Source organism: Ekhidna sp. (assembly GCF_039940915.1).
GTDB lineage: Bacteria > Bacteroidota > Bacteroidia > Cytophagales > Cyclobacteriaceae > Ekhidna.
This window is the reverse complement of record NZ_JBDVFO010000002.1, coordinates 844,959-867,491: the sequence shown is the minus strand read 5'-3', so window position 1 is coordinate 867,491 and position 22,533 is coordinate 844,959. Positions and strand designations below refer to the sequence as shown.

Sequence of the window (22,533 nt, the reverse complement as noted above, 5' to 3'; positions counted from 1 at the left end):
GGGTAATGCCTATTTTTAGCCGTATGCCAGGAAGTAATTTTTATGTAAGTGCAGCCAAGCCAATTTTTGATTGGGTATTCGCCCTATTTCTTTTGGTGTTGCTAGTACCCATCTTATTGATTATTGGTGTGGTTTTGGCCGTTCATTTCAGGAAGTCACCGGTATTCATCCAGCAGAGGGTAGGAAAAGATGAGCGAATTTTCAACCTTTTTAAATTCCGAACGATGAAGATTGATGAGGATGAGGACACTACTTCTGCAATGGGCAAATTTCTTCGTTCTACATCTTTGGATGAGCTTCCTCAATTGATAAATGTCTTGAAAGGAGCAATGTCGTTTGTTGGTCCCAGACCACTTCTGCTTGAGTACTTACCTCATTATAGCATAGAAGAAAAAAAGAGACATGCGGTAAAGCCAGGTATTACCGGATGGGCGCAAGTAAATGGACGAAACACGATAGATTGGGGATTACGAATGAAAATGGATGTTTTTTATGTGAATCAAATTTCTTTTTATCTCGATATGAGAATTCTGTTTTTGACATGTTTTCAGTTATTGAAAAGAGATAAAACCACATATTTGGATCAAAAGACTGTCAAATTTTCAGAATACGCATCAAAGAGGTGAATCAACAACGCATATATCTATCTCCTCCAGATTTTTCCAAGTCAGAATTGAATGAGGTGAGCAAAGTTTTTGAGAGTGGATGGATTGCTCCGGTAGGGCCAGCCATCGATGCGTTTGAAGCTAAACTTGCAGAGAAGTACAATGACAAATCTGTACTCGCCCTTAATTCAGGAACATCAGCTCTTCACCTGGCACTGATTTTAGCAGGGGTGGGGGATGGTGACGAAGTACTGGTAAGCAGCTTCACGTTTGCTGCCTGTGCCAATACTGTATTGTATGAACGTGCAATTCCCATTTTTCTAGACAGTGATGATGTAAGTTGGAACCTCGATCCGGATGTTTTACTCAACTACTTGTCCAATGCCGAGGTAATTCCTAAGGCTTTGATCGTCACGCATCTGTACGGAATGCCTGCTGATATGAAACGTATTGCTGGCATTTCGAAGGAGTATGGGATTAAAATAATTGAAGACGCTGCGGAATCTTTGGGTGCAATGGATGATGGAGTGCATGTTGGAGGTATTGGGGATTATGGTATTATTTCTTTCAATGGAAATAAAATCATTACCACTAGCGGAGGTGGCGCGCTTATTTGTTCCTCAGAAGATTGGGAGAGAGGTAAGCACCTAGCTACACAAGCCAATTCAGGTAGTTTTGGTTACGATCACAAAGAAGCTGGCTACAACTACCGGATGAGTAATGTGCTCGCAGGCATTGGCTTGGCTCAATTAACGAAACTGGATTCATTTGTGAAAAGGAAAAGAATGATTTTCGAGATGTACGAAGATCAGCTGAGTGGATATTTTGATTTTTTGCAAGAGCCAGCCTCTATGTTTTCCAATAGATGGTTAACTACGGCATTACTGAAAGAAGAGGGAAGAGAAATCGATGAGTTAGTAGTGTACCTAAATGGGCATGAAATTGAGTCACGAAGGTTATGGAAGCCGCTTCATCTGCATGAAGCTTATCATGCCTCAGTCTTTATTGGAGAAGGTGTATGTGAGCAAATTTATCGACGAGGAATTTGTCTTCCTTCGGGTTGTGGACTAACTGTAGATCAGCAACAATTTGTTATTGATAAAATAAAAGATTGGCTGAGTCAATAAGCCGACGGTTTTTTTATGATCGCTTTATTCTTTCTGCTAAATAAGTCTTGAGGCAAGAAAATTTCAGCTTTTATGCTGATCTGCAAAAAACTGTCATTATTATCGGGATTGCCCCGCTGTGATCCTGGTTGGATTTGATCATAAAACGCGGGATTTACGATACCAATTTCCTCTTTCCGGTCGCTTAATAATTCAGAGGTAGTATTTGAAAATTCAGAAGCATATGTGTTAGACACATCGTCCAGATAATCGGTGAAAGTAAAGTGATAAGATATTTCCAGATTCACATTTAAAAACTCATTGGCTTTGAACTTTGCGCCAATTCCAACGGGTATTGTTGTCACCCACTTTTTGTAGGCTACACCTTCAGTTCTTGCATCCCTGAGTAAATAGGTTTCACCACCAAGTGTAGTTGTTGGGTTAAATTTCATGTAGCCAACCCCGGAAAATATAAATGGGTCAAAAACCCATCTTTTATAGTAATCTCCTTTGTAGGGTTTTAAATAGTAGATTGTATGCAGTTGAAAATGAATGTTTCGAGAGTCAAACGAAAGATTCCTTTGTCGCTGGAATGAGCTATCCGACGCGTTGCTATCTTGCCCGGATAAAGCAAAATAGCCGGCCTCTATTCTAGCACCAATTCTGTTGAGTAATCGGGCTTCAATTCCCAGATTGATCTGCGAGAGGTTGTTGTTAATACTGTTTCGACTATTGAGTTCTCCAAAGTAAGTTGAGGTGCCTGTGCCAACAGAAAATGAGAAATAGCGATCGTTAAATTGCCACGAAAGAAAGTTTTGCGATGAGACCGCCAGACTTATGAGTAGAAAAAATGCTGTGAGGATATTTCTCATTAGGATTCAAAAGTATTGCAGAAAAGTTTCCGACCCTTATAGATCGGAAAACAATTTCTACAAATAATCACCCTAATCGTTTACTTTTCCTAGTAAACCATGCCTGTTCTGTTATTACAAACACGCTTACTAATATCAATGAGAAAATTAATGTCGTCATAACTAATTGTTACACTACAATATTACGGCAGTTCAGTGGAGTCAAACGATAGGGTAAAATCGGATATATAAATAAGCAAAATGCTTATTTGGATTCTTTTCTTGCGCTGATTGTAAACCGTAAGCCCTTATTCACAAATAGGCACAAAATAAGCTGGCCCAAAGTGAATCGCCATTGCGAAGAGACCTGCGGCAGGCAGGTGCAGTGAAGCAATCTCAAACCTCTTGCTTTCATCCGCGTATGGACATAAAAAAACCGACCCCTGGGGTCGGTTTTGAAAGAGGCGCTAAGCGGATTCGAACCGCTGTAAAAGGTTTTGCAGACCTCTGCCTAGCCGCTCGGCCATAGCGCCAAATATGTTTTCACAAAAGTAGGAAAAACGAGTCATCTGACCTGCAGATGACTCGTTAATATATTACTTCTCTTCTTTCTTAGCTTTTGCCTTAGTTGGCTTTTTTGTAGACTCCTTTCCGGCATCTTCCATTTTGTCTTTCAATGCAGAAAGCGCATCAAGGTCTCCAAGCGTAGATTTTTCAACTTCTTTGTTGATCTTATCTAGCGTGTTTCCTTTTTTACCTCCGCTAGCAGGCTTCTTAGCAGCTGCCGCTTTTGGTTGCTCCGCATCTTTGTCCCAAACAGAAGTATGAGAAAGAACGATTCTCTTATCATCTTTAGAGAATTCCAATACTTTGAACTCTAAAGTTTCTCCCTCAGCTGCTGTTGTTCCATCTTCTTTCTTCAAGTTCTTAGGTATCACTTGACCTTCAAGACCATATGGAAGCTCAACAGTAGCAGTCTTATCAGAAACGTTAGTCACTGTACACTTATGAGTTGAGCCTTTGGTGAATACAGTTTCGAATGTATCCCAAGGATTTTCCTCAAGGTGCTTGTGACTAAGTGCGAGTCTTCTGTTGTCGATATCCAACTCCATCACTTTCACCTCTAGCTCATCACCAACTTTCACGAATTCTGATGGATGCTTGATCTTCTTGGTCCAAGACAAATCAGAGACGTGTACAAGGCCATCAATTCCTTCTTCAAGCTCAATGAATAAGCCGAAGTTGGTCAAGTTACGAACCGTTCCTTTGTGTTCGGTTCCGATAGCGTAGTTTGTAAGTACGTCTTGCTTAGTCCATGGATCTTCAGTAAGCTGCTTGATGCCGACGGACATTTTTCTTTCTTCTCTGTCGATTGTCAGTACCACCGATTCGATTTCGTCTCCAACATTGATGAAATCAGAAGGATTTCTCAGGTGCTGAGACCAAGACATTTCTGATACGTGGATAAGACCTTCTACTCCAGGAATAATTTCTAGAAATGCGCCATAATCAGCTACATTCACAATCTTACCTTTCACTTTAGATCCAACCTCGATATCCTTACCAAGAGAATCCCAAGGATGATCAGTAAGCTGCTTCATGCCTAGTGAAATTCGTTGCTTGTTGTCATCGAAATCCAAAACAACCACATTTACTTTCTCGTCTAGCGAAAGTACCTCTTCAGGATGGTTGATTCGACCCCAGCTAATATCAGTAATGTGAAGTAGACCATCTACACCTCCAAGATCGATGAATACACCAAAGTTGGTCATGTTCTTGATTACTCCTTCTAGAACTTGACCTTTCTCAAGGTTATTCAGGATTTCAGCTTTTTGCTGCTCTAGATCTTTTTCGATGAGTACTTTGTGTGATACTACTACGTTATCGTTCGTGTAGTTGATTTTCACAACTTTCACTTCCATCGATTTACCTACGAAGATGTCAAAGTCTCTAATAGGCTTCACATCAATTTGCGATCCCGGAAGGAAAGCCTCTACGCCGTATACATCTACGATCAAACCACCCTTGGTTCTTCGCTTCACAAAACCTTCAATGACTTCATCGTTATCAAGAGCACCCTGAATGGATTCCCAAGCCTTAACGATTTTTGCTTTTCTTCTTGAAAGAACAAGCTGCCCATTCGCATTTTCTTGCTCTTCTATATAAACCTGTACTTCATCACCAGCTTTTAAGTCCGGCATATCTCTAAACTCAGAAAGAGATACAAGGCCGTCTGATTTGAAGCCAATGTTTACAATAACTTCTCTGTCGGTGATTCCAACAACAGTTCCGTTAATGAGTTCTTTTTCTGTGATTTCAGTTAATGTATCCTCATAAAGCTTCTCCATTGCCTGGCGATCTGCTTCTGAGTATTCATCATCAAAACCATCATCGTCGAAATCATAAGCTCCGGCTGGTTCGATTTCCGGCTCAGCAATTTTGGTAGGTTTTTCTGCTTTCACTTCTACCTTCTCTTCTTTCGGCTCTTCTGCTTTCACTTCTACCTTTTCTTCTTTCGGCTCTTCCGCCTTCACTTCTACCTCCTCAGCTTTTGGTTTTTCCGCTTTAGCAGCTTCCTTCTTTTCAGCCTTCTCTTTGGTTTCTTTTTTTGCAGTCGTTTTGGAAGCTTTCTTTTCTTCCTTCACTTCCTCTTTCTTGTCGTCTGCTTTCTTGGTTGCTGCTTTTTTTGCTGCAGGCTTTTTAGCTGCAGGTGCTTCTGCTTTGGTTTCTTTTTCCTCAGCTTTTGCGGTTTCTTCTTTCTTTGCCATAATAAAAAATGACTCCTTATTCATACACTGTGTCAGTTGGAGTCGATACTGACCAGCATTTTTGTTAAACATCTCCTGGCAATCACCAGAATGCTCCATTTTGGAACGGAGCGCAAATTTAGGGAATTTGATTATAAAAACCAGTCATACGATTAACTTTAGGAATTAAAGAAAACCTGACTAAATCAATTCAAAAATGAAATTCTCTCAATTATTCCTGATTGCACTAATCATCTTTTCATGTGAGCCTGCCGAACCGGAAGTAGCCGCTGATAGTATTTATTTCAATGGACCCATTTATACGATGGACGATGAAAGTCCTACCGTGGAAGCTGTTGCGATCAAAGCAGATACTTTCTTATTTGTTGGCTCAAAAGCAGGTGCCGACGCGTTTAAAGCTTCTTCTACTAAAATGGTAGACCTCCAGGGTAGAACAATGATTCCTGGGTTAACGGAAGGCCATGCGCATATCATGGGAGTGGGCTATAACCTACTAAACGTGGACTTGCGAGAAGCGAAAAGCTACCAGGAAGTTGTAGATATGGTGGCGGAACGTGCTGCAAATATCCCTGAGGGGACATGGATATTGGGGCGAGGATGGCATCAGGATAAATGGACAGAAAAGCCAGAAATGACCAAAGGTTTTCCTACACATGATCTACTGAGTGAAGCGGTACCAAATCATCCGGTTTGGTTAAAGCATGCTAGCGGGCATGCAGCGTTAGGCAATGCGAAGGCGATGGAAGCTGCTGGCATTGATGGTGGCTCAGCTCAGCCTGATGGAGGTGAAATCTTCATGGGGATAAGCGGTCAACCGACAGGTATATTTAATGAAACAGCCCAAGGTCTGATTACGCGATCAATTCCAAGCCAGACAAAAGAAAGCGATGAGCAAGCACTCAAACTGGCCTTGGCTCAGTGCTTCAAGTATGGGATTACAGGATTTCATCAAGCGGGATCCGGAATGAAAGACATTAACCTGTATAAGGAATTCGCCGAAAGGGGAGATTTAAAATTGAGGCTATATGTAATGCTTAATGGTCGTGATCCGGAATTGTTAGATACTTATTTTTCCAATGGAATTGAGGAAGACTTGTTTGATAATCAATTGACGGTGCGATCTGTGAAATTGTATGCGGATGGGGCATTGGGATCGCGTGGTGCGTGGCTCCTGGAAGAATATACGGATGCGCCTGGCGTGCATGGGCATAATGTAATGCCGATGGGTGAAATCGAATCCATTACCTCAAATGCCTATAAAGCGGGGTTTCAAGTCTGCGTTCACGCCATCGGGGATAGGGCAAACAGGGAGGTTTTGGATATTTATGAAAGAACTTTTCAACTTTATCCTGAAGGAGCACCAGATGAACCTAGATTTAGAATAGAACATGCACAGCACTTCCATCCAGAGGATATTTCACGTTTTGCAGAGATGGGGGTGATTCCTGCGATGCAGGCTATACACATGTCTTCTGACCGTCCGTGGGCAATCGATCGACTGGGGCAGCAGCGCATTGAGTGGGGAGCTTATATGTGGCAAACGTTACTTCAGTCGGGTGCACATATTGTAAACGGAACCGACGCTCCTGTTGAGCCAATTACACCGCTTGCCAGTTTCTACGCTTCGGTTAGTCGAAGAACCTTAGGAGGTAACCCAGAAGGAGGTTATGAGCCCGCTGAGAAAATGACACGTGAGCAGGCGCTTCGATCCTATACCTTGGATGCTGCCTTCGCGGCTTTTCGAGAAGATAGAAAAGGGAGTATTGAGGTGGGTAAATGGGCAGACCTTACCATTTTTGATAAAGACATCATGACAATACCTGAAGAAGAAATATTGGAAACAGAGGTAGCTATGACTGTGATTGGTGGGGAGATTGTTTATGAGAAGTAGAACAAAAACCATGTTTAAAAGCAATGATCAATTACTTTCGTAAGAAACAAATTAGCATTGATCGTACAGCAGAATATTTCACTTAAACCTTACAATACATTTGGCTTGAATGAGAATGCAGGCTATCTGGCAATTGTCGATTCGATTGAAGACCTGGACGAAATCTATCAGACGGGCAGATTCCGCTCCCAAAAGAAGATGATTTTGGGTGGTGGATCCAATGTTTTATTTACCCGCGGATTTACGGGTGTTATAGCTAAAAATGAGATCCGAGGCATCCAGGTACAGAATGAAACGGAAGAGGATGTGCTTGTTTCGGTGGGTGCTGGAGAAAACTGGCATCAGTTTGTGCTTTGGTGTGTTGAAAGAGGTTACGCAGGAGTTGAGAACCTTTCATTGATTCCAGGCACAGTAGGAGCTGCTCCAATGCAGAATATTGGGGCGTATGGTGTAGAGTTAAAAGAGGTCTTTAATTCATTAGAAGCTTATGAAATCAAGAGTGGTAAGACACTTTCGTTTTATAAGGAGGATTGCAAGTTTGATTATCGTTATAGCATTTTTAAAGGAGAACTGAGAGATGAATTTGTAATCACAAAGGTCTTTTTCAAGCTATCTAAAAAACCATCATTCAACGTAACCTATGGTGCTATTAAGGAAACGTTGGAAGAAATGGGGGTGGGAGAGCTGACCTTGAAAAATGTTAGCCAGGCAGTCATTAATATCAGGCAATCCAAGCTGCCCGATCCTATGGATATCGGGAATGCTGGAAGCTTCTTTAAAAACCCGATTATTGAAAAACTACATTTTGAAGCTCTGGAAGCGCAGTTTGAAGAGATCAAATGCTACGCCATAGATGATGATAAGGTGAAAGTGCCGGCAGGCTGGTTGATAGAAGAGGCCGGTTGGAAAGGATTTCGCGATGGGGATATTGGAGTACACGACAAACAAGCTTTGGTACTTGTTAACCATGGAATGGGGAGGGGCAGAGATATTTTCAAACTTTCCAATGAAATCATGAAATCTATTCAAGGAAAATTTGGTATTGAACTTGAACGTGAAGTGAACATAATCTAGCCGAACAAAGCATGTAAGAAGTCTGTTTTTCTGAGTTTCATTTGAGTGATTGGAAGACCAGAAAACTCACTTCTTGGCCCTGTCACCTTTCCACCAAGAGACTTGAGCAATTCAACGGTGATGTCTCTGGCGTCAATTACTACCTCATCGATTTTCATTTCAAAAAGATCTTTGAAGGATTCAATTGCGAGTTTTTTCCCTAAGCCTTTTCCCCGTTGGTTTGGATCAACGGCCAGTCTACCCCAATGCCATTCGTTACCTTCTTTCCATGCAGCTACCGTCCCGACAATGGTTGTCTCCTCTCGAATGCACCACCAATGCTGCTGAGCGTTGGTTAGCGGTATCAGCTCCTTCGGGATTTGTTGCTCATCGCTGAATACGGTTTCTAAAAAAATGAAAACAGCTCTTAAATCACTTTTTTCGAGCCTTTCAGGCTTTGTGTTGTGTTTCATGCCAACCTTATTTCAAGATTAATATACCTAGCAATTGTTAGGAATCCACTACTGTCATGGTATTTTAGCCAGATGATCTATCAGCCAATTTACATCCTAACAGTCCTTTTCTTTCTTGTCTTTTTAAGTGAATGGCTCTGCAAGCACACGTTTTTGAAACACATAAGCAGCTCTTTGCTAGTCATTATTTTGGGAGCAATTGTCGCGAATCTTGGTGTCATTCCCTCAGCTTCGGATGCTAGTCCTGTATATGATTCAGTTTTCAAATACGTGGCTCCCGCCAGCATTTTCTTTCTGCTGCTGGGAGTAAACCTGAAAGAACTTAAAAAAGCGGGTGTACCGATGCTGGTGGCTTTTCTGTTGGGTTCCGCTGGGACCATGTTAGGCGTATTGACAGCACTGCAACTCATTGATTACGAAGTTGTGTTTGGAGAAAACTTTGCTCCAATTGCTGGAATGATGGCTGGTACCTACACAGGAGGTAGCGCCAACTTCAATGCAGTGGCTCTCCATTATGAGGTATTCAGGGAAGGTGCAATATTTACCGGTGTTGTTGTAGCAGACAACATCATTACGGCAATCTGGATGATTGCAACCTTGAGTTTGCCGGTTGTGATGCATAAGTTGCGACCCCATCCTAAGGTGATCTCTGATTCAAATGCTGAGGAAGAGGTGAATAGGGAGGAGGAATCAATTGGACCGCAGGCACTAGCCTTAATGTTAACTCTTGGTGCTGTTACACTTTTTGCTGCAGATTATTTAGCCGACCTCAGTGCCGGGTGGGGTTGGGAAGTTCCTTCAATTTTGATTTTAACTACAATCGCGTTGATTCTTGCACAATCCAAAAGAGTACAGCAATGGCCTGGAGCGAAGCTTTTAGGAATGTTTTCTGTTTACTTGTTTTTGGCCGTGGTGGGTGCTTTCTGCGAGATCGGAGCACTGATAGACGTAGGTGCTCATGCGTTTGATATATTACTATTTACCACAATGATTGTTTTGATCCATGCTGCTTTCTTAATTGGAGCATCACTCATTATCAAGGCTGACTGGGCCATTGTAGCGGTAGCTTCACAAGCAAATATTGGAGGCGCAAGCACGGCCCTTGCTTTAGCGAAGAGTGTGAAAAGAAACGACCTCATACTTCCAGCAATTTTAGCTGGATCATTAGGCTCTGGACTGGGAACGTATCTTGGCTTTTTGGTGGCTGGATTGCTTGGGGCTTAAGCAAAAAAAACCGGACCTTTCGGCCCGGCTTTATCTAGGTTGGTAATCAGACGTTACTTGTCCATCTGAACGGTTGTTTCCATCGCATCGCGATTTTTTACGTGCTCTTCCAGCCACTTATCTTGCTCCCACAGCACATGAAGGATGCTTTCTTTTGCTCGGTAGCCATGACTTTCCTTAGGTAACATAACCAGTCGCGCAGGACCTCCCAGTCCTTTGAGTGCGTTGAAGTAGCGCTCACTCTGCATCGGGTAGGTACCTGAATTGTTGTCGGCCTGACCATGCACAAGCAGCAGAGGGGTTTTCATCTTATCTGCATGCATGAATGGAGACATGGTGTTATATATCTCGGGTGCTTCCCAATAGGAGCGTTCCTCTCGCTGAAAACCAAACGGAGTGAGTGTTCGGTTATATGCTCCACTTCTGGCGATACCAGCTGCAAATAGGTTGGAGTGACTAAGCAGGTTGGCTACCATGAACGCACCATATGAGTGACCACCAACGGCTACTCTGTTACGATCAATGTATCCCATTTCATCTACTGCATCAATTCCTGCTCTGGCATTTGCCACCAATTGTTTACGGAATGTATCGTTTGGTTGCTCGTCTCCTTCTCCGATGATAGGGAAGGCTGCATCGTCCAATACTACATATCCTCTGGTTACCCAGAAAACAGGGGAACCGTACCATGGATAAATAAACTCGTTCGGGTTGGTCGTATTCTGACCAGCACTTGCTTTGTCTTTGTACTCCACAGGGTAAGCCCACATGATCATAGGCATCTTCTCCTTCTTCTCTTTGTCATAGCCCACAGGTAAATAGAGTGTTCCGGTAAGCTCAACACCATCATCTCGCTTATAGCTGATCACTTCTTTTTCAACATCCTGCATCGCTTTGAATGGATTTTCAAATTGCGTAATTGGCTTCAATGCTGATTTCTTTTTGATGTTTCTTAAGTAATAATTAGGATACTCTGTAGGCGACTCGATGCGAACTAGAACTTCTCCTTTGCTCATATTCATACCGTCAACCAGATCCTCTACCTTGTCTGTGTAAGCAGACTGATACAGTCGTGTTGTCTTTCCACTTTCTAAGTTCATCTGATCCACAAATGGAAACTGTCCTTCTTTGGTAAATCCATCACCCATCAAGTATGCATTGCCATTGTCCATGGATAGAACATATTGATTCAGCTTGTTTTTGGAAGTGACAAAGTTGCCAGGATTGCTGTATGCATCCTGATAGTTTCGATCAAATATGATTTTTGGTTCCTTCGAGTTATCGGAAGGGTTGAATACGTAGGTTTTTGTATTTCTGTCGTCAAACCAATAGTCATAAGCCAACGCTGTATTATCTGTACCCCAGGTAATTCCAGAGAAACGATTTTTAGTCTTAATAACGGATCGTTCTTTGCCTGTAAAAGGAGCATTTAACTCAAATACTTCATCGCGGTACTCCATTTTGTTTGCTGGATCGCCAGCATCTAGAGCGATGGTCCAAACAATGGTTGATGGCTTATCAGCACGCCAGTTGAAGCCTCGTGGCTTGTCTGTAGTAGACATAAATCCTTTAGGGCGAACTTCATCTGCACCTCTATCCAACAGCATTTTTACTTGTTTGCCATTGGTGTCATAAATGGCAGTTTCCGAGGCAAATCTGAAGTAAGGTACAAGGTATGAGAATGGACGTTTCACTTTCGTCATGATGATATACTTTCCATCTGGCGAAAAGTCCAATCCTCGATACATATCGGTATCCATCCATTTGGTGGAGCCTCCATCGATATTTACTTTGTAGATTTCAGATCTTGCTAGCTGCTCAAAGTTTTTCTCATCAACTGGATTTTTTAATAAGTCCTGATAGGTTCTATTTTGCGCCTTCTCTCCTGAGCTGACACTTACTGTTGGACCCGTAGGAACAGCCGTCTGAGTATTTATTAAAGGCTCACGATCTCCAGGTAACATTTTCACTAAAAGTGCTTTGCTGTCTGTATACCATGTCATTGGCCATCCCAGGTTTGCATTTGCGCCTGCATTGGTCAGTTTCTTTGCTGATCCTTTGTTGACATCTAATAGCCAGATTTCTACACCGGTTGAAGTCGTATGTGTAAATGCCATCATTGTTTCGTCAGGAGACCAACTGAAGTATGCAAATCGCGGGTTTTCAGGAAGGCCGGACACTTGCTTAGCATCTTGATCAAAAGCTTTCTTCACTTTGATGTTATTATAGAAAGTGGTTCGACTTCCTATGTTAGTCACAGGATTGATCCTTAATCCACCTAAGCGTAATTCTTCTTCTGAAAGTTCTGCAATCGTTTTGTATGCATTTCGATAAAGTAAAATTACATTTTCACCCTTATTGTCTATCCGTACGGAAGGGGCGAGAGGGGCATCCACCAAGTCCTTGATTTGTTTTGGAGGCTGCTGATAACCAAGCCCTCCCTGGGCAAAAACGCCAAGAGAAAGAAGGATGAGCAGCGCGTAGTTCATGATTTTTTTCATAGTCCTAGCTGTTTAATTTGGTTTGAACCATGAATTTAAAAATTATTTAGTGGATTAGGTGACCGCTTGTGTAAGAGTGATGTGGCGAGTTTATGCTTTGTGAAATCATTAATTTCAGAATTGCTACAGAATGAGCAAGTAAGTTTGTTGCATGAAATTGCTTTTAGTAGAAGATGAGGAACAATTAGCGTCCAGCGTTTGCAGTTATTTTTCGAAGGAAGGTGATGTGTGTGAAGTAGCTGCCAACTTTTCTAAAGCAACTGATAAGTTGTATGCATTTTCATATGACGTCTTGCTATTGGATTTGATGTTACCGGATGGAGATGGTTTATCACTCCTGAAAGAGGTGAAAGAAAACTGGCCCGAAATGGGTGTAGTCATTATCTCGGCAAAGAATGCCTTAACAGATAAACTCCAAGGCCTGGAGAGGGGCGCTGATGACTACTTACCTAAACCGTTTCATTTAGCGGAGCTCAATGCCCGTGCAAACGCAGTTTATAGACGCAGAAAACAAGAAGGTAAGCGGACGATTGACTTCAAAGAGATTGAGCTGAATCTGGAGAACCATGAAGCTAGGGTTCATAATACAGCGCTTGATTTGACCCGGAAGGAGTATGAATTGCTTCATTATTTTATCGTAAATCAAAATCGACTATTGACCAAACAAGCGATCGCTGAGCACCTTTGGGGTGATTATATGGATACCATGGATTCATTCGATTTTGTCTATCAGCACATAAAGAACCTGCGAAAAAAAATCATCAGTGTAGGGGGAAATGACTATTTGAAAACAGTATATGGAGCGGGTTACAAAATGAAAGAAGAATCATGAATCTAATTGTTCGAATAACGGTATTATTCGTGCTGGTTTCGCTGGTCGTTTTCTTAATCGGTGGTGTTATTAGCTACAATATCCTTTTAGGTGAAGTAAACATTGAACAGGAGAGATTCCTAAGCGAGCGTCTGGATAGAATGCAAATAAGGCTGGAAAGAAAACCTCCTGATGACACTTTGAAGTGGACTAAAATGATGGTCATCCCTCTTGATAGTTTTCAACAAGAGCGGCAATCTTTTTCCGACACATTGGTTATGCATAGTCAGCTTGAGCGACTGGAGCCACATTTGCTGCTCAACGCAATTAGAAATATCAATGGAAAAAGCTATGAGATAAGTCTCTACGATATTATTGTTGAGGCCGATGACGTGAGAGATGGATTGATAGAGTCATTAGTAACCATGTATCTCATTTTGCTAGCAGCAGTATTGATCATAGGCTTTCTAGCATCTTATTATGTCTTGCGACCATTCAACGATACATTGGCAGTTATAAAAAGCTTCTCGTTAACCAAGCCAGATCAAGAGCTCAATTTTCCAAATTCCAGGGTAGTGGAGTTTAGGCGACTGAATGACTTTCTGATGGATATGACCAATAAGGTGAAATCTGACTATCAATCACTCAAAGAATTTTCAGAGAATGCCTCACATGAAATCCAAACGCCAATTGCAATAGTCCAGAGCAAGCTGGAGGTATTGATGGATGGTGACAACCTTACCGAAGAGCAAATACAGCAACTCAGTTTTGCTCAAAACACCATAAAAAGGCTCAGTCATTTAGGTAATGCGCTTTCGCTGATAACCAAGATTGATAATCGAGAATTTGCAGATGAAGCGACTATAGACCTTTCGGTTACGTTGGAGCAAATGTTAGAGGAGTTCAAGGAGTTAATTGAACTCAAGGGAATTAAAAAAGTGGAGGAGGTAACGCAGGGTGTTTTGGTGCAGGCAGACCGTGTTCTCATAGAGCTTCTTTTAACCAACCTGATAAATAATGCAATCCGACATAATTGGGAGGGGGGTGAACTTCAGATCTCCCTGAAATCGGATCAGTTAAAGATCGTCAATACCGGGCCTCAACTGGAGATCCCGACCCGTGAGTTGTTTCGAAGATTTAAAAAGTCAAATCAAAGTGCCAAATCCATGGGACTGGGGCTTGCCATTGTTAAGAAAATTTGTGATCTCTACGATTATGAATTGTGCTACGAAAATCTAGATGAATCACATACCATTCATGTTCTGTTTTGACCGTAAATAGAAACATTTTGTAATCTTCAGATTTGCTTCAAATTTCACTCAAACATACTTCAGATATAGGTGTTAGTCTTGTATCATGAAAATTAAGATTCATTTATTTATCAGCTTGCTATTCATTGTTTTAATCGGGTTTAGCCAAGCTTTAAAAGATCAAGCTGCAGCACCATATGCCATTAAAGGAAAGCTACTCATTGATGGGACAGGGCAGCCACTTGAATTTGCTACTGTCAGTGTTTTTGCTGAAGCGGATTCATCGTTAGTTGCAGGTGGATTGACGGACGCCGATGGAATTTTCAACATTCCAGTTGTGCCGGGTAAATATTATCTAAAAGTACAATTCATGGGATTTCAGGAAATGATCCTTTCCGATATTTCCATTACCAAGAAAAACAAAATATACAACGCAGGGGATGTTTCAATTAAGGAAGATGAAAAGCTACTGAATGAAGTAGTGGTGCAGGCAGAGCGTACGCAAATGGAGCTTACGCTGGACAAAAAAGTCTACAATATTGGGAAAGACTTAAGCAACCTCGGTGGTAGCGCATCAGACTTATTAGCCAACCTCCCCTCTGTAGAGGTAGACGTAGACGGTAATGTGGCATTGAGAGGTAGTGAAAACGTACAAATACTCATTGATGGTAAGCCATCAGGACTGATTGGACTTTCAGGAACGGGAGGTCTTCAGCAGTTGCAAGGGAATCTTATCGAGCGTGTTGAAATAGTTACAAATCCTTCGGCCAGGTATGATGCAGAAGGTGGTGCTGGAATAATTAATATCATTTTAAAGAAAGATCAAGCGAAAGGGTTCAATGGAAGCTTTCAGCTGCAAGGAGGTTTCCCCGCTAATAATGGAGCAAGTGTAAATGTAAATTATCGCACAGGCTGGATCAATTGGTTCGTAAACTATGGGGTGACTGCCAGGACTTCACCGGGCCAAGGTTTTACAAATAATTCATTTAACAACCCTCAAACGGATACTATCTATTTTATTAGCCAGGACAATGACCGTGAAAGAAAGAGCCTTTCTCAGAATATACGCTTTGGCTCTGATATCTATTTTTCTGAAAAAAATGTGTTAACCCTTGCCGCATCCTATAGGAATTCAAATAGCGACAATACGACACAAACGGGATACAACTTCCTGAATCGCAACCGAGTACAATTTTCAGATCGATTCAGAGTAGATAACGAAGATGAAGATGACGTCAACTGGCAGTATGAGTTGAATTACAATCGAGAGTTTAAAAGGAAGGGACAGAAATTAACATTTACGCTTCAGCAGCAAGATAGCGAGGAAACAGAAAAATCCCTGTTTGATGATGTCACCAACTTTTCTGATGGGACTTCCTTTGACCTGGTTCAGCGAGCAAGAAACGATAATGGACAAGATCGCCAGTTGATGCAATTGGATTACGTTCATCCGTTTGGGAAAGCCGCTAAATTAGAATTAGGCACCAGGTACAATGGTCGAACGATTTTCAATAATTACATCGTGGAATCCGATTCCTCTGCTTCTGGTCTGGAACAAAATTTTGAGGAGGTGATAGCGTTAACAAATAACTTTTCGTTTGAAGAGCGAATATTTGCTGCTTATGGCATTCTGAGTAATAAATATGAAAAGTTTTCTTGGCAGATAGGCTTAAGGGCGGAAAATACCAACCTGGATACTCAGTTGATTCCGCGAAACCAGGTGGAGGCTTCAAGTGAGGAATATGAGCCGAATAGTCAGAGCTATTTCAGTTTGTTTCCAAGTGCGAACCTGACCTACAAGTACAGCACAATATCATCCTTACAGTTGAGTTACAGCAGAAGAATTAGCAGACCTAGATTCAGGAATCTAAACCCATTTATCACCTATAGTAATCCCCTGAGTTTGTTCGCTGGGAATCCGGATTTGCAACCCCAGTTTACAGACTCCTACGAGCTGGGGATTTTACAGAACAGAAAGTCTGCAAGTATTTATGTAGGGCTTTATTACAGATACACCACAGACGTTGTGCAGCGCATTCAAAGAACTGTAGATGAAGGTATTACGGAAAGACTTCCAGTAAATCTAGGTGTGAGGGATGATATAGGCGTAGAAGCAAATATCAATTACGACCTGAATAAAAAGATCAGGTTCAACAGCAACGTAAATTTCTTTAACTCTCAGACCGATGGAGGCGAATCATTTTCGGCTCAAGCAACAACTGTTTCCACCAGAATGGGTGCATTCTATAGAAATAGCAAACTTTTCAACGCTCAGCTTTCCTGGTTCTACCGTGCACCTCAAAACAGACCACAAGGAACCAGTAAGTCAATTCAAAGCCTTGATGTAGGGTTGTCAAAAGACGTACTAAAAAACAATGGAACAATTGCTTTCAATGCTCGGGACTTGTTCAATACCCGAAAGTATAGGGGAGAAACAATCACAGAAACATTTACGACCGATTCGGAGTTTCAATGGCGAAGAGGCCCAACGGTGGTCTTATCTTTTACCTATAGGTTAAACCAAAACAAGCAAAGGGAAAGAAGAGGTAATCGAAGTGAAGACTTTGACGATGGCGGAGGAGAATTTTAAGATAACTTTTTGAGTAAGTTGGTGATAACCCTCCTTTGCCTTATGGCGGGAGGGTTTTTTATTGGTATTGAATCCGATGTTCAGTCAGCACTTTCCCACCCTTGCCTTGATACACTATGTCAAGGACAGGGTTATTACTGACCCACCTTATACTAAGCAAGGCAAAATTGGATTCATGGATTTTCTTTTTTATGAGATACTGATTGGTATCTTTTTCTTTTCCCGCAGGACTGTTGAGGCTACTAGAAGTAAACTCGTACAAAGGATGTTGGTATCCTGTGATGTTCATTTTTGAAATCTCAGACAGGTGTCTGTCTCCGGAAAGAAGAATTAGTGGAGCATTGGTTTTTGCAATGAGATCTAGCAGTTTTGCTCTGGATTTGGGAAAATTCGCCCACTTTTCCCATCGATGTTTTTCAGGGATTACTTGTATGCCAGAGGCAACAATAAATAAATCAATTTCTTCGTCCAGGAGCTGTGTTTCCAGCCATGCCCATTGAGCGTCTCCTAAAATATCTCCTTGAGGATTTGCGATGGATCTCTTTTCTCTGGTTCCAGGATTTTCCCATTCCAGGACATCACGAAAATATCGTGTATCCAGTAGGATAACCTTCACATTTCCATTATCGCTTTGATAGGTGTACGATTGATAAACTCCCTTTCTTTTTCTTGCGGGGTGATCCGTATCAATATCGAGAAACTCAAATAGTGCTTCTTTGCTTCCTTCCTTGGCAGGGAATTCTTTACCACCATCATTGACGCCATAGTCATGATCATCCCATATTCCGATGACATCAGAACGTTTTAATAATTTTTGATAGTCTGGGTGCGATTTTTGAAGATCATACTTTTCCTTCATGATGCTCATATCTTCTGTATCGCCATAGATGTTGTCACCCAGCCAAATCCATACATCCGGATTTGAGGAATTGATCTCGCTCCAGAGTTGGTCATCGGTTTGACTCTGCTTACTACAGGAGCCAAATGCAATTCGCGAAATATCCATCTGAGTGGTTACATCAGCTCTTTGAGCAAGCAATAGCATGGGACAGAGTAGAAGAACAAAACCTGATTTTTTCATGCATGAAAGCTAGTAAGGCTTTTGCTATTTTGAAGTTAAGAAATGATGAAGTTTTATGTATGATCAAGTCAGCATTGACTACCTGCTAGTTTTGTGGAAAATGTCCTGATTACGATAAACTGGGCAAAAATCTGCCGCATTGGCGTTTATTTGAAAAGAAGTTCTACTTGGAATGATCTAAATCTCAATTTTTTTGTTGCTTAGTCCAATCACAATTTTTCCCTATGATTTTGAACCATACAGATCGTACCATTGAAGGCATCATGCGACTTACCTATGATGAGAAGACGTTCGGACGAAACTCTTTTGTTGAAAGCGATGAAAGACTGCTTACCATCGCCTGGAATACTGCTGATGATCAGTGCGTGTTTGTAGACGATGAAGAATTACTGCTTAAGTCAAATCATGTGATTGTATTTAGCGTAAGTCAATCCTTTCAATTTGAAGATCCAAGCGGAATAATTGCATTGCAGTTTAATCGCGATTTTTATTGCATTGTTGATCATGACCATGAAGTTTCATGCGCTGGTTTGCTCTTCTACGGGAAAAAAGAAAACCCCATCATAGCACTCGATGAGTTGCAACAAGAAAAGCACAACCTCATATTTCAGGTTTTTCTGGACGAGTTCAATGAGGAGGATGACAGTTTGAAAACTGAAATGTTGAGAGTTGTTCTGAAGCGCCTCATTGTGAAACTAACCCGCACGTATAAGACTCAGGAAAACCTAGATAAACTTGAAAACGTGGAGTTGGATTTGATCCGACAGTTTAACGTACTCGTGGATCAGCACTATAAGAAGTATCATCAGGTTCAAGATTATGCCGACCTCATTCATAAATCTCCTAAGACCATATCAAATTCATTTTCAAAGTATAGTGATAAGTCTCCGCTGCAAACAATACATGAGCGAATCTTGCTAGAAGCTAAAAGACTACTGCGCTATACTGACAAAACCACCAAGGAAATAGCCTATGAAATAGGGTTTCATGACATCCCTGGTTTCAGTCGCTTTTTTAAGAAACACACCCAATTTGCTCCCTCCAGGTACCGTGAAAATCAACAAAAAGTCCTTATTGGGAAAAATTGATAAACCTACGGGAAGAATAGACACTACCTAAAGGTATCAGACCTGCGTTCTTTGAACCATAATCTTTTAAACGAAAAATTAAAACAAGAAAATAGAATTATGGAAACGATTAACGTACCCGAAAGAAACGAAGTATCTGAAAACAATCAGGTCATCTTCGATAACCTGAATAGCAAGCTAGGATTTGTGCCAAACTTGTATGCAACATTTGCACATAGTGAAACAGCACTTGGAGATTACCTTACTTTTCAGAATCGCAAGTCGTCACTGAAAGCTAAAGAAAGAGAAGTGATCAACCTGGTAGTAAGCCAGGTAAATGAGTGTGAGTATTGCCTTGCTGCTCATACAGCACTAGGTAAAATGAACGGCTTTACAGATGATCAAATCTTGGAGATTAGAACTGGCGAAGCAGCTTTTGATGCTAAGATTGATGCGCTGGCAAACTTTGTTAGAGACATTACTGTGAACAGAAGCAAGCCAAGTGCAGAGGCTGTTACGAGACTATTCGAAGCAGGCTATACAAAAGAAAACTTGATTGACATCAACATGGTGATAGGAGATAAGATTGTTAGCAATTTCATCCATGGTTCAGGACAGTTTGCAGTGGACTTCCCAGCAGCTCCAAAATTGGAAGCTGAATTAGTATAAATAGGCAATCGATTTACAAATAAGAAGATGAACAAAATAAGTATTTTATTTCTATTAGCACTTTCCGTACTAGGTACACTAGCCGCTAATGCACAAGAACCTCAGACAGTGAGTTTGGTTCAAACAGAAGGACAGTTCAAACAAAAAGAACTAATGTTGGAAGCAGGCAAACCATACGTTTTTGAAGTAGAGAATGATGGAGTCGATCATTTATTAGGATTTGTCATAGCTCCTAAAGGAAAAACGGAGAAAGAATACCATGTACAAAATGCCTACCTCAACAAAACAATTGCTGACGGTGAAAAAGCAAGTTCTCAAGAAGTAGTATTAGACAAAGGGGAGTATGTTTATTTCTGCCCTTTAAATCCCACCCCCTTATACACATTGATAGTAGAGTGATCGTAGGGTAGTTGATAATGAGGGTCACCAGCATGGTGACCCTTTTTTGTTTCAACACGACTAAGTAACTATTGCCTGATTCCTTACCTAGATCTGAAGTACTGAGTCTAGACTGCTATTTTCGGAGCTAGCTTTTTCGACCTTCTTTTTCAAGAAGTATGCCTGTACACATAATGTATACCTGAGTATTTAGACGGGTGGTCATTCAGGTTTCTAGTTTTAAGAAACTATCATCTCCTTATTGAATGACTATTTACTACAGGCAGCTATTATATCTCTTTTTTTTGTTCGGTTGGCTTTCCACAATGGGACAAACAGATCGATTCGTTTCTTCATCTGGTACCGATACTGGTGACTGCACAAACAGTTTAGCACCCTGTGCAACCATACAATACGCGCATGATCAATCCAGCACAAGTAGTTCCATCACAGATGTTATTAATGTTGCAGCTGGGGCTTACTCAGAAACAAATATTACCATAAATCGCAACATTCATATCAGTGGTCCTGACTTACCAAGTACTGCAGTCTTTTCAAATGGAGGAGGAGAGCAAAATCGTTTTGCTTACGTTAATGGCAACTCTCCTTCACCAGATGCTATCGTGTCGAATATTTCCTTCTTAGATTATGATGCAAATGGATTTTCAGGCTCGAAGAATGGAGGTGTATTTCGCTTAGGAAGTTCCATTGGCTCTCTGACGATAAATAATTGCAATTTTGTAAACAATGCTGCGGTTGGTGGAGGTGCTATTTATGCATTCAGAGGAGCTTTGACCATAAATAATTCTCATTTTGAAGGTAACACCGTAGAGACTAGAGCCGGAGGAGCCATTTGGATACCAAGTAGTAATGTAGACCATGCCGTTACTATAAATAATTCTACATTTGTTTCGAATAGCACGATACAAGATGGGGGAGGTGTTGACGATGGAGGAGCTATCAGTTTCAGAGGTTTGCAGTTGAGTATTACCAACTCCACATTTTATGGAAATACTAGCGGTGATAATGGAGGCGCCATTAATGCTCATGGTTTAAACACAAATAGCCAAATCGATTTGACTAACTGTTTGTTTTATGAGAATAATGCAGAAGATCTTGGTGGAGCCATATATCTGAATGATATCAGTAGTAATATCTATCACTGCACAATTGCAGACAACAATGCAGAAACGACAGCCACTTCAATAGCCAGCAATACAGCGGGTGGAGGAATAGAGTATAAAGAAAATGCCGTGGGCTACGATGTGACAATCAACATTATCAATTCCCTTTTTTGGAACAATCAAGCGATAAATGGGACGAATTCGGGAGATCGGGATATTCGAGAAGGCGAGAGCAATACGGCGACAGATATTGATGTTGAAAACTGCCTCTATAAGGTGGCCTCTTTCAATCAGACTCGGACATCCAATAACATCGCCAACGAAGACCCACTCTTTCAGGATGGTGATAACGTAGATTTTTCCCTACGTAAGTATCACTTTACAGTGAGTGAGTCAGGAGATTTTTCACCAGCGGTCGATGCGGGTCAGGATATTGGAGTAAGCGCGGATATACTGGGAAGAGCTCGTTACAATGATGATTCGGATATTGGTGCCTATGAATTTCAAGGAGAACCACTTCCGGTAGAGTTGGTAAGCTTTTCAGCTTACTTTTTAGAAAGTAACGGTACTGTGGTTTTGGATTGGATGACTTTATCAGAAGTAAACAATGATTTTTTCACTATTGAACGGTCTAGAGATGGTCGCGTTTTTGTTCCCATCAAAAGAATTGACGGGATGGGAAACAGCAATAGCCTGCACAAATATCACGCGGTTGATGATGCACCGCTGAGCGGAAGGTCATACTATCGACTTAAGCAGACAGATTTTGATGGACGGACTTCTTACTCCGAGATGAAAAGTGTAAATGTCAAATTCAAATCCAGCATTCGTTTTTTCCCAAACCCAACGCATGATCATATTAAATTTTTATTATCTGGAAATTGCCATGCTGAAATCCACATTTCATTAATGAATCTTTCCGGCGAAGTACTGTCCCATCGAGTGGTGCAATCCCCATTAGGAAATTCAGTTTTGAATTTTCATCTTCCTGAAAAAACGATAGCAGGAGTTTACATCATCCATATCACTGGACACGACTTTGCTGCCGAAGAAATTTTACTTCGTAAAAAGTTGGTAGTCAGATGAAATGC

The 22,533-nt window shown here is 41.3% G+C and carries 17 protein-coding genes and 1 tRNA gene; 12 read left to right on the top strand and 6 right to left on the bottom strand.

The window, feature by feature from the left end; genetic code table 11:
- Positions 1-5: 5 nt before the first annotated feature.
- Together ABJF57_RS08955 and ABJF57_RS08950 are read left to right on the top strand one after the other, a co-directional pair.
- Complete coding sequence (locus ABJF57_RS08955; protein WP_462234420.1) at positions 6-626, top strand: sugar transferase; 621 nt, start codon at positions 6-8, stop codon at positions 624-626.
- Positions 623-1,732: an aminotransferase class I/II-fold pyridoxal phosphate-dependent enzyme gene (locus ABJF57_RS08950; protein ID WP_462234418.1), complete on the top strand. Its 1,110-nt coding sequence runs from the start codon at positions 623-625 to the stop codon at positions 1,730-1,732. The genes ABJF57_RS08955 and ABJF57_RS08950 overlap by 4 nt, the downstream gene beginning before the upstream one ends.
- Here ABJF57_RS08950 and ABJF57_RS08945 read toward each other — a convergent pair.
- The 3 genes from ABJF57_RS08945 to rpsA all read right to left on the bottom strand — a co-directional run bounded on the left by ABJF57_RS08945 (position 1,726) and on the right by rpsA (position 5,354).
- On the bottom strand, positions 1,726-2,583 hold the full coding sequence (locus tag ABJF57_RS08945; protein WP_462234417.1) for a DUF6089 family protein: 858 nt from the start codon (positions 2,581-2,583) through the stop codon (positions 1,726-1,728). The genes ABJF57_RS08950 and ABJF57_RS08945 overlap by 7 nt on opposite strands.
- 441 nt (positions 2,584-3,024) lie before the next feature.
- Positions 3,025-3,095, bottom strand: a tRNA-Cys gene (locus ABJF57_RS08940).
- A 63-nt stretch (positions 3,096-3,158) separates the two neighbouring features.
- Complete coding sequence (rpsA, locus tag ABJF57_RS08935) at positions 3,159-5,354, bottom strand: 30S ribosomal protein S1 (RefSeq protein ID WP_462234415.1); 2,196 nt, start codon at positions 5,352-5,354, stop codon at positions 3,159-3,161.
- Positions 5,355-5,526: 172 nt separating this feature from the next.
- Here rpsA and ABJF57_RS08930 point away from each other — a divergent pair, with 172 nt between their 5' ends.
- Together ABJF57_RS08930 and murB are read left to right on the top strand one after the other, a co-directional pair.
- Positions 5,527-7,221: an amidohydrolase gene (locus ABJF57_RS08930; protein WP_462234413.1), complete on the top strand. Its 1,695-nt coding sequence runs from the start codon at positions 5,527-5,529 to the stop codon at positions 7,219-7,221.
- Positions 7,222-7,278: 57 nt separating this feature from the next.
- On the top strand, positions 7,279-8,295 hold the full coding sequence (gene murB / locus ABJF57_RS08925; RefSeq protein ID WP_462234412.1) for a UDP-N-acetylmuramate dehydrogenase: 1,017 nt from the start codon (positions 7,279-7,281) through the stop codon (positions 8,293-8,295).
- On the opposite strand, the gene ABJF57_RS08920 is transcribed toward murB, so the two are convergent.
- Positions 8,292-8,747 carry a GNAT family N-acetyltransferase gene (locus ABJF57_RS08920; protein ID WP_462234410.1) on the bottom strand — a complete coding sequence of 152 codons (456 nt, stop codon included), beginning with the start codon at positions 8,745-8,747 and terminating at the stop codon, positions 8,292-8,294. The genes murB and ABJF57_RS08920 overlap by 4 nt on opposite strands.
- A gap of 72 nt (positions 8,748-8,819) precedes the next feature.
- On the opposite strand from ABJF57_RS08920, the gene ABJF57_RS08915 reads away from it, so the two are divergent.
- Positions 8,820-9,971 (top strand): DUF819 family protein, encoded by a 1,152-nt coding sequence (locus ABJF57_RS08915; RefSeq protein ID WP_462234408.1) that lies wholly within the window; start codon positions 8,820-8,822, stop codon positions 9,969-9,971.
- A gap of 53 nt (positions 9,972-10,024) precedes the next feature.
- Here the strand turns inward: ABJF57_RS08915 and ABJF57_RS08910 are convergent, their stop codons facing one another.
- A complete protein-coding gene (locus ABJF57_RS08910) occupies positions 10,025-12,472 on the bottom strand; it encodes a S9 family peptidase (protein WP_462234406.1) in 2,448 nt (815 codons plus the stop codon).
- Between the two features lie 151 nt (positions 12,473-12,623).
- On the opposite strand from ABJF57_RS08910, the gene ABJF57_RS08905 reads away from it, so the two are divergent.
- From ABJF57_RS08905 to ABJF57_RS08895, 3 genes are all read left to right on the top strand, one after another.
- The gene (locus tag ABJF57_RS08905; protein ID WP_462234404.1) at positions 12,624-13,304 is read left to right on the top strand and encodes a response regulator transcription factor; all 681 of its coding nucleotides are present in this window, start codon (positions 12,624-12,626) and stop codon (positions 13,302-13,304) included.
- A complete protein-coding gene (locus tag ABJF57_RS08900; protein WP_462234402.1) occupies positions 13,301-14,554 on the top strand; it encodes a sensor histidine kinase in 1,254 nt (417 codons plus the stop codon). The genes ABJF57_RS08905 and ABJF57_RS08900 overlap by 4 nt, the downstream gene beginning before the upstream one ends.
- An 85-nt stretch (positions 14,555-14,639) precedes the next feature.
- Positions 14,640-17,123 carry a TonB-dependent receptor gene (locus ABJF57_RS08895; protein WP_462234400.1) on the top strand — a complete coding sequence of 828 codons (2,484 nt, stop codon included), beginning with the start codon at positions 14,640-14,642 and terminating at the stop codon, positions 17,121-17,123.
- 58 nt (positions 17,124-17,181) lie between these two features.
- Here ABJF57_RS08895 and ABJF57_RS08890 read toward each other — a convergent pair whose 3' ends face one another.
- Entirely contained in the window at positions 17,182-18,204 is a 1,023-nt protein-coding gene (locus ABJF57_RS08890) for an alkaline phosphatase D family protein (protein ID WP_462234398.1), read from the bottom strand.
- 224 nt (positions 18,205-18,428) lie between these two features.
- Between ABJF57_RS08890 and ABJF57_RS08885 the strand changes: the two genes are divergently transcribed.
- From ABJF57_RS08885 to ABJF57_RS08870, 4 genes are all read left to right on the top strand, one after another.
- Complete coding sequence (locus ABJF57_RS08885) at positions 18,429-19,292, top strand: AraC family transcriptional regulator (protein WP_462234396.1); 864 nt, start codon at positions 18,429-18,431, stop codon at positions 19,290-19,292.
- 99 nt (positions 19,293-19,391) lie between these two features.
- Positions 19,392-19,940 carry a carboxymuconolactone decarboxylase family protein gene (locus ABJF57_RS08880; protein ID WP_462234394.1) on the top strand — a complete coding sequence of 183 codons (549 nt, stop codon included), beginning with the start codon at positions 19,392-19,394 and terminating at the stop codon, positions 19,938-19,940.
- 27 nt (positions 19,941-19,967) lie between these two features.
- Positions 19,968-20,339 (top strand): cupredoxin domain-containing protein, encoded by a 372-nt coding sequence (locus tag ABJF57_RS08875; RefSeq protein ID WP_462234392.1) that lies wholly within the window; start codon positions 19,968-19,970, stop codon positions 20,337-20,339.
- Between the two features lie 245 nt (positions 20,340-20,584).
- Complete coding sequence (locus tag ABJF57_RS08870; protein WP_462234390.1) at positions 20,585-22,528, top strand: T9SS type A sorting domain-containing protein; 1,944 nt, start codon at positions 20,585-20,587, stop codon at positions 22,526-22,528.
- The last annotated feature ends 5 nt before the right edge of the window (positions 22,529-22,533 follow it).

Bases quoted from the DNA above. Each gene is read 5' to 3' on its own strand.
- ABJF57_RS08955 (WP_462234420.1), top strand. From the start codon at position 6: ATGCCTATTTTTAGCCGTATGCCAGGAAGTAATTTTTATGTAAGTGCA.
- ABJF57_RS08945 (WP_462234417.1), bottom strand. From the start codon at position 2,583: ATGAGAAATATCCTCACAGCATTTTTTCTACTCATAAGTCTGGCGGTC.
- rpsA (WP_462234415.1), bottom strand. From the start codon at position 5,354: ATGAATAAGGAGTCATTTTTTATTATGGCAAAGAAAGAAGAAACCGCA.
- ABJF57_RS08930 (WP_462234413.1), top strand. From the start codon at position 5,527: ATGAAATTCTCTCAATTATTCCTGATTGCACTAATCATCTTTTCATGT.
- ABJF57_RS08920 (WP_462234410.1), bottom strand. From the start codon at position 8,747: ATGAAACACAACACAAAGCCTGAAAGGCTCGAAAAAAGTGATTTAAGA.
- ABJF57_RS08915 (WP_462234408.1), top strand. From the start codon at position 8,820: ATGATCTATCAGCCAATTTACATCCTAACAGTCCTTTTCTTTCTTGTC.
- ABJF57_RS08910 (WP_462234406.1), bottom strand. From the start codon at position 12,472: ATGAAAAAAATCATGAACTACGCGCTGCTCATCCTTCTTTCTCTTGGC.
- ABJF57_RS08905 (WP_462234404.1), top strand. From the start codon at position 12,624: ATGAAATTGCTTTTAGTAGAAGATGAGGAACAATTAGCGTCCAGCGTT.
- ABJF57_RS08900 (WP_462234402.1), top strand. From the start codon at position 13,301: ATGAATCTAATTGTTCGAATAACGGTATTATTCGTGCTGGTTTCGCTG.
- ABJF57_RS08895 (WP_462234400.1), top strand. From the start codon at position 14,640: ATGAAAATTAAGATTCATTTATTTATCAGCTTGCTATTCATTGTTTTA.
- ABJF57_RS08890 (WP_462234398.1), bottom strand. From the start codon at position 18,204: ATGAAAAAATCAGGTTTTGTTCTTCTACTCTGTCCCATGCTATTGCTT.
- ABJF57_RS08885 (WP_462234396.1), top strand. From the start codon at position 18,429: ATGATTTTGAACCATACAGATCGTACCATTGAAGGCATCATGCGACTT.
- ABJF57_RS08880 (WP_462234394.1), top strand. From the start codon at position 19,392: ATGGAAACGATTAACGTACCCGAAAGAAACGAAGTATCTGAAAACAAT.
- ABJF57_RS08875 (WP_462234392.1), top strand. From the start codon at position 19,968: ATGAACAAAATAAGTATTTTATTTCTATTAGCACTTTCCGTACTAGGT.
- ABJF57_RS08870 (WP_462234390.1), top strand. From the start codon at position 20,585: ATGACTATTTACTACAGGCAGCTATTATATCTCTTTTTTTTGTTCGGT.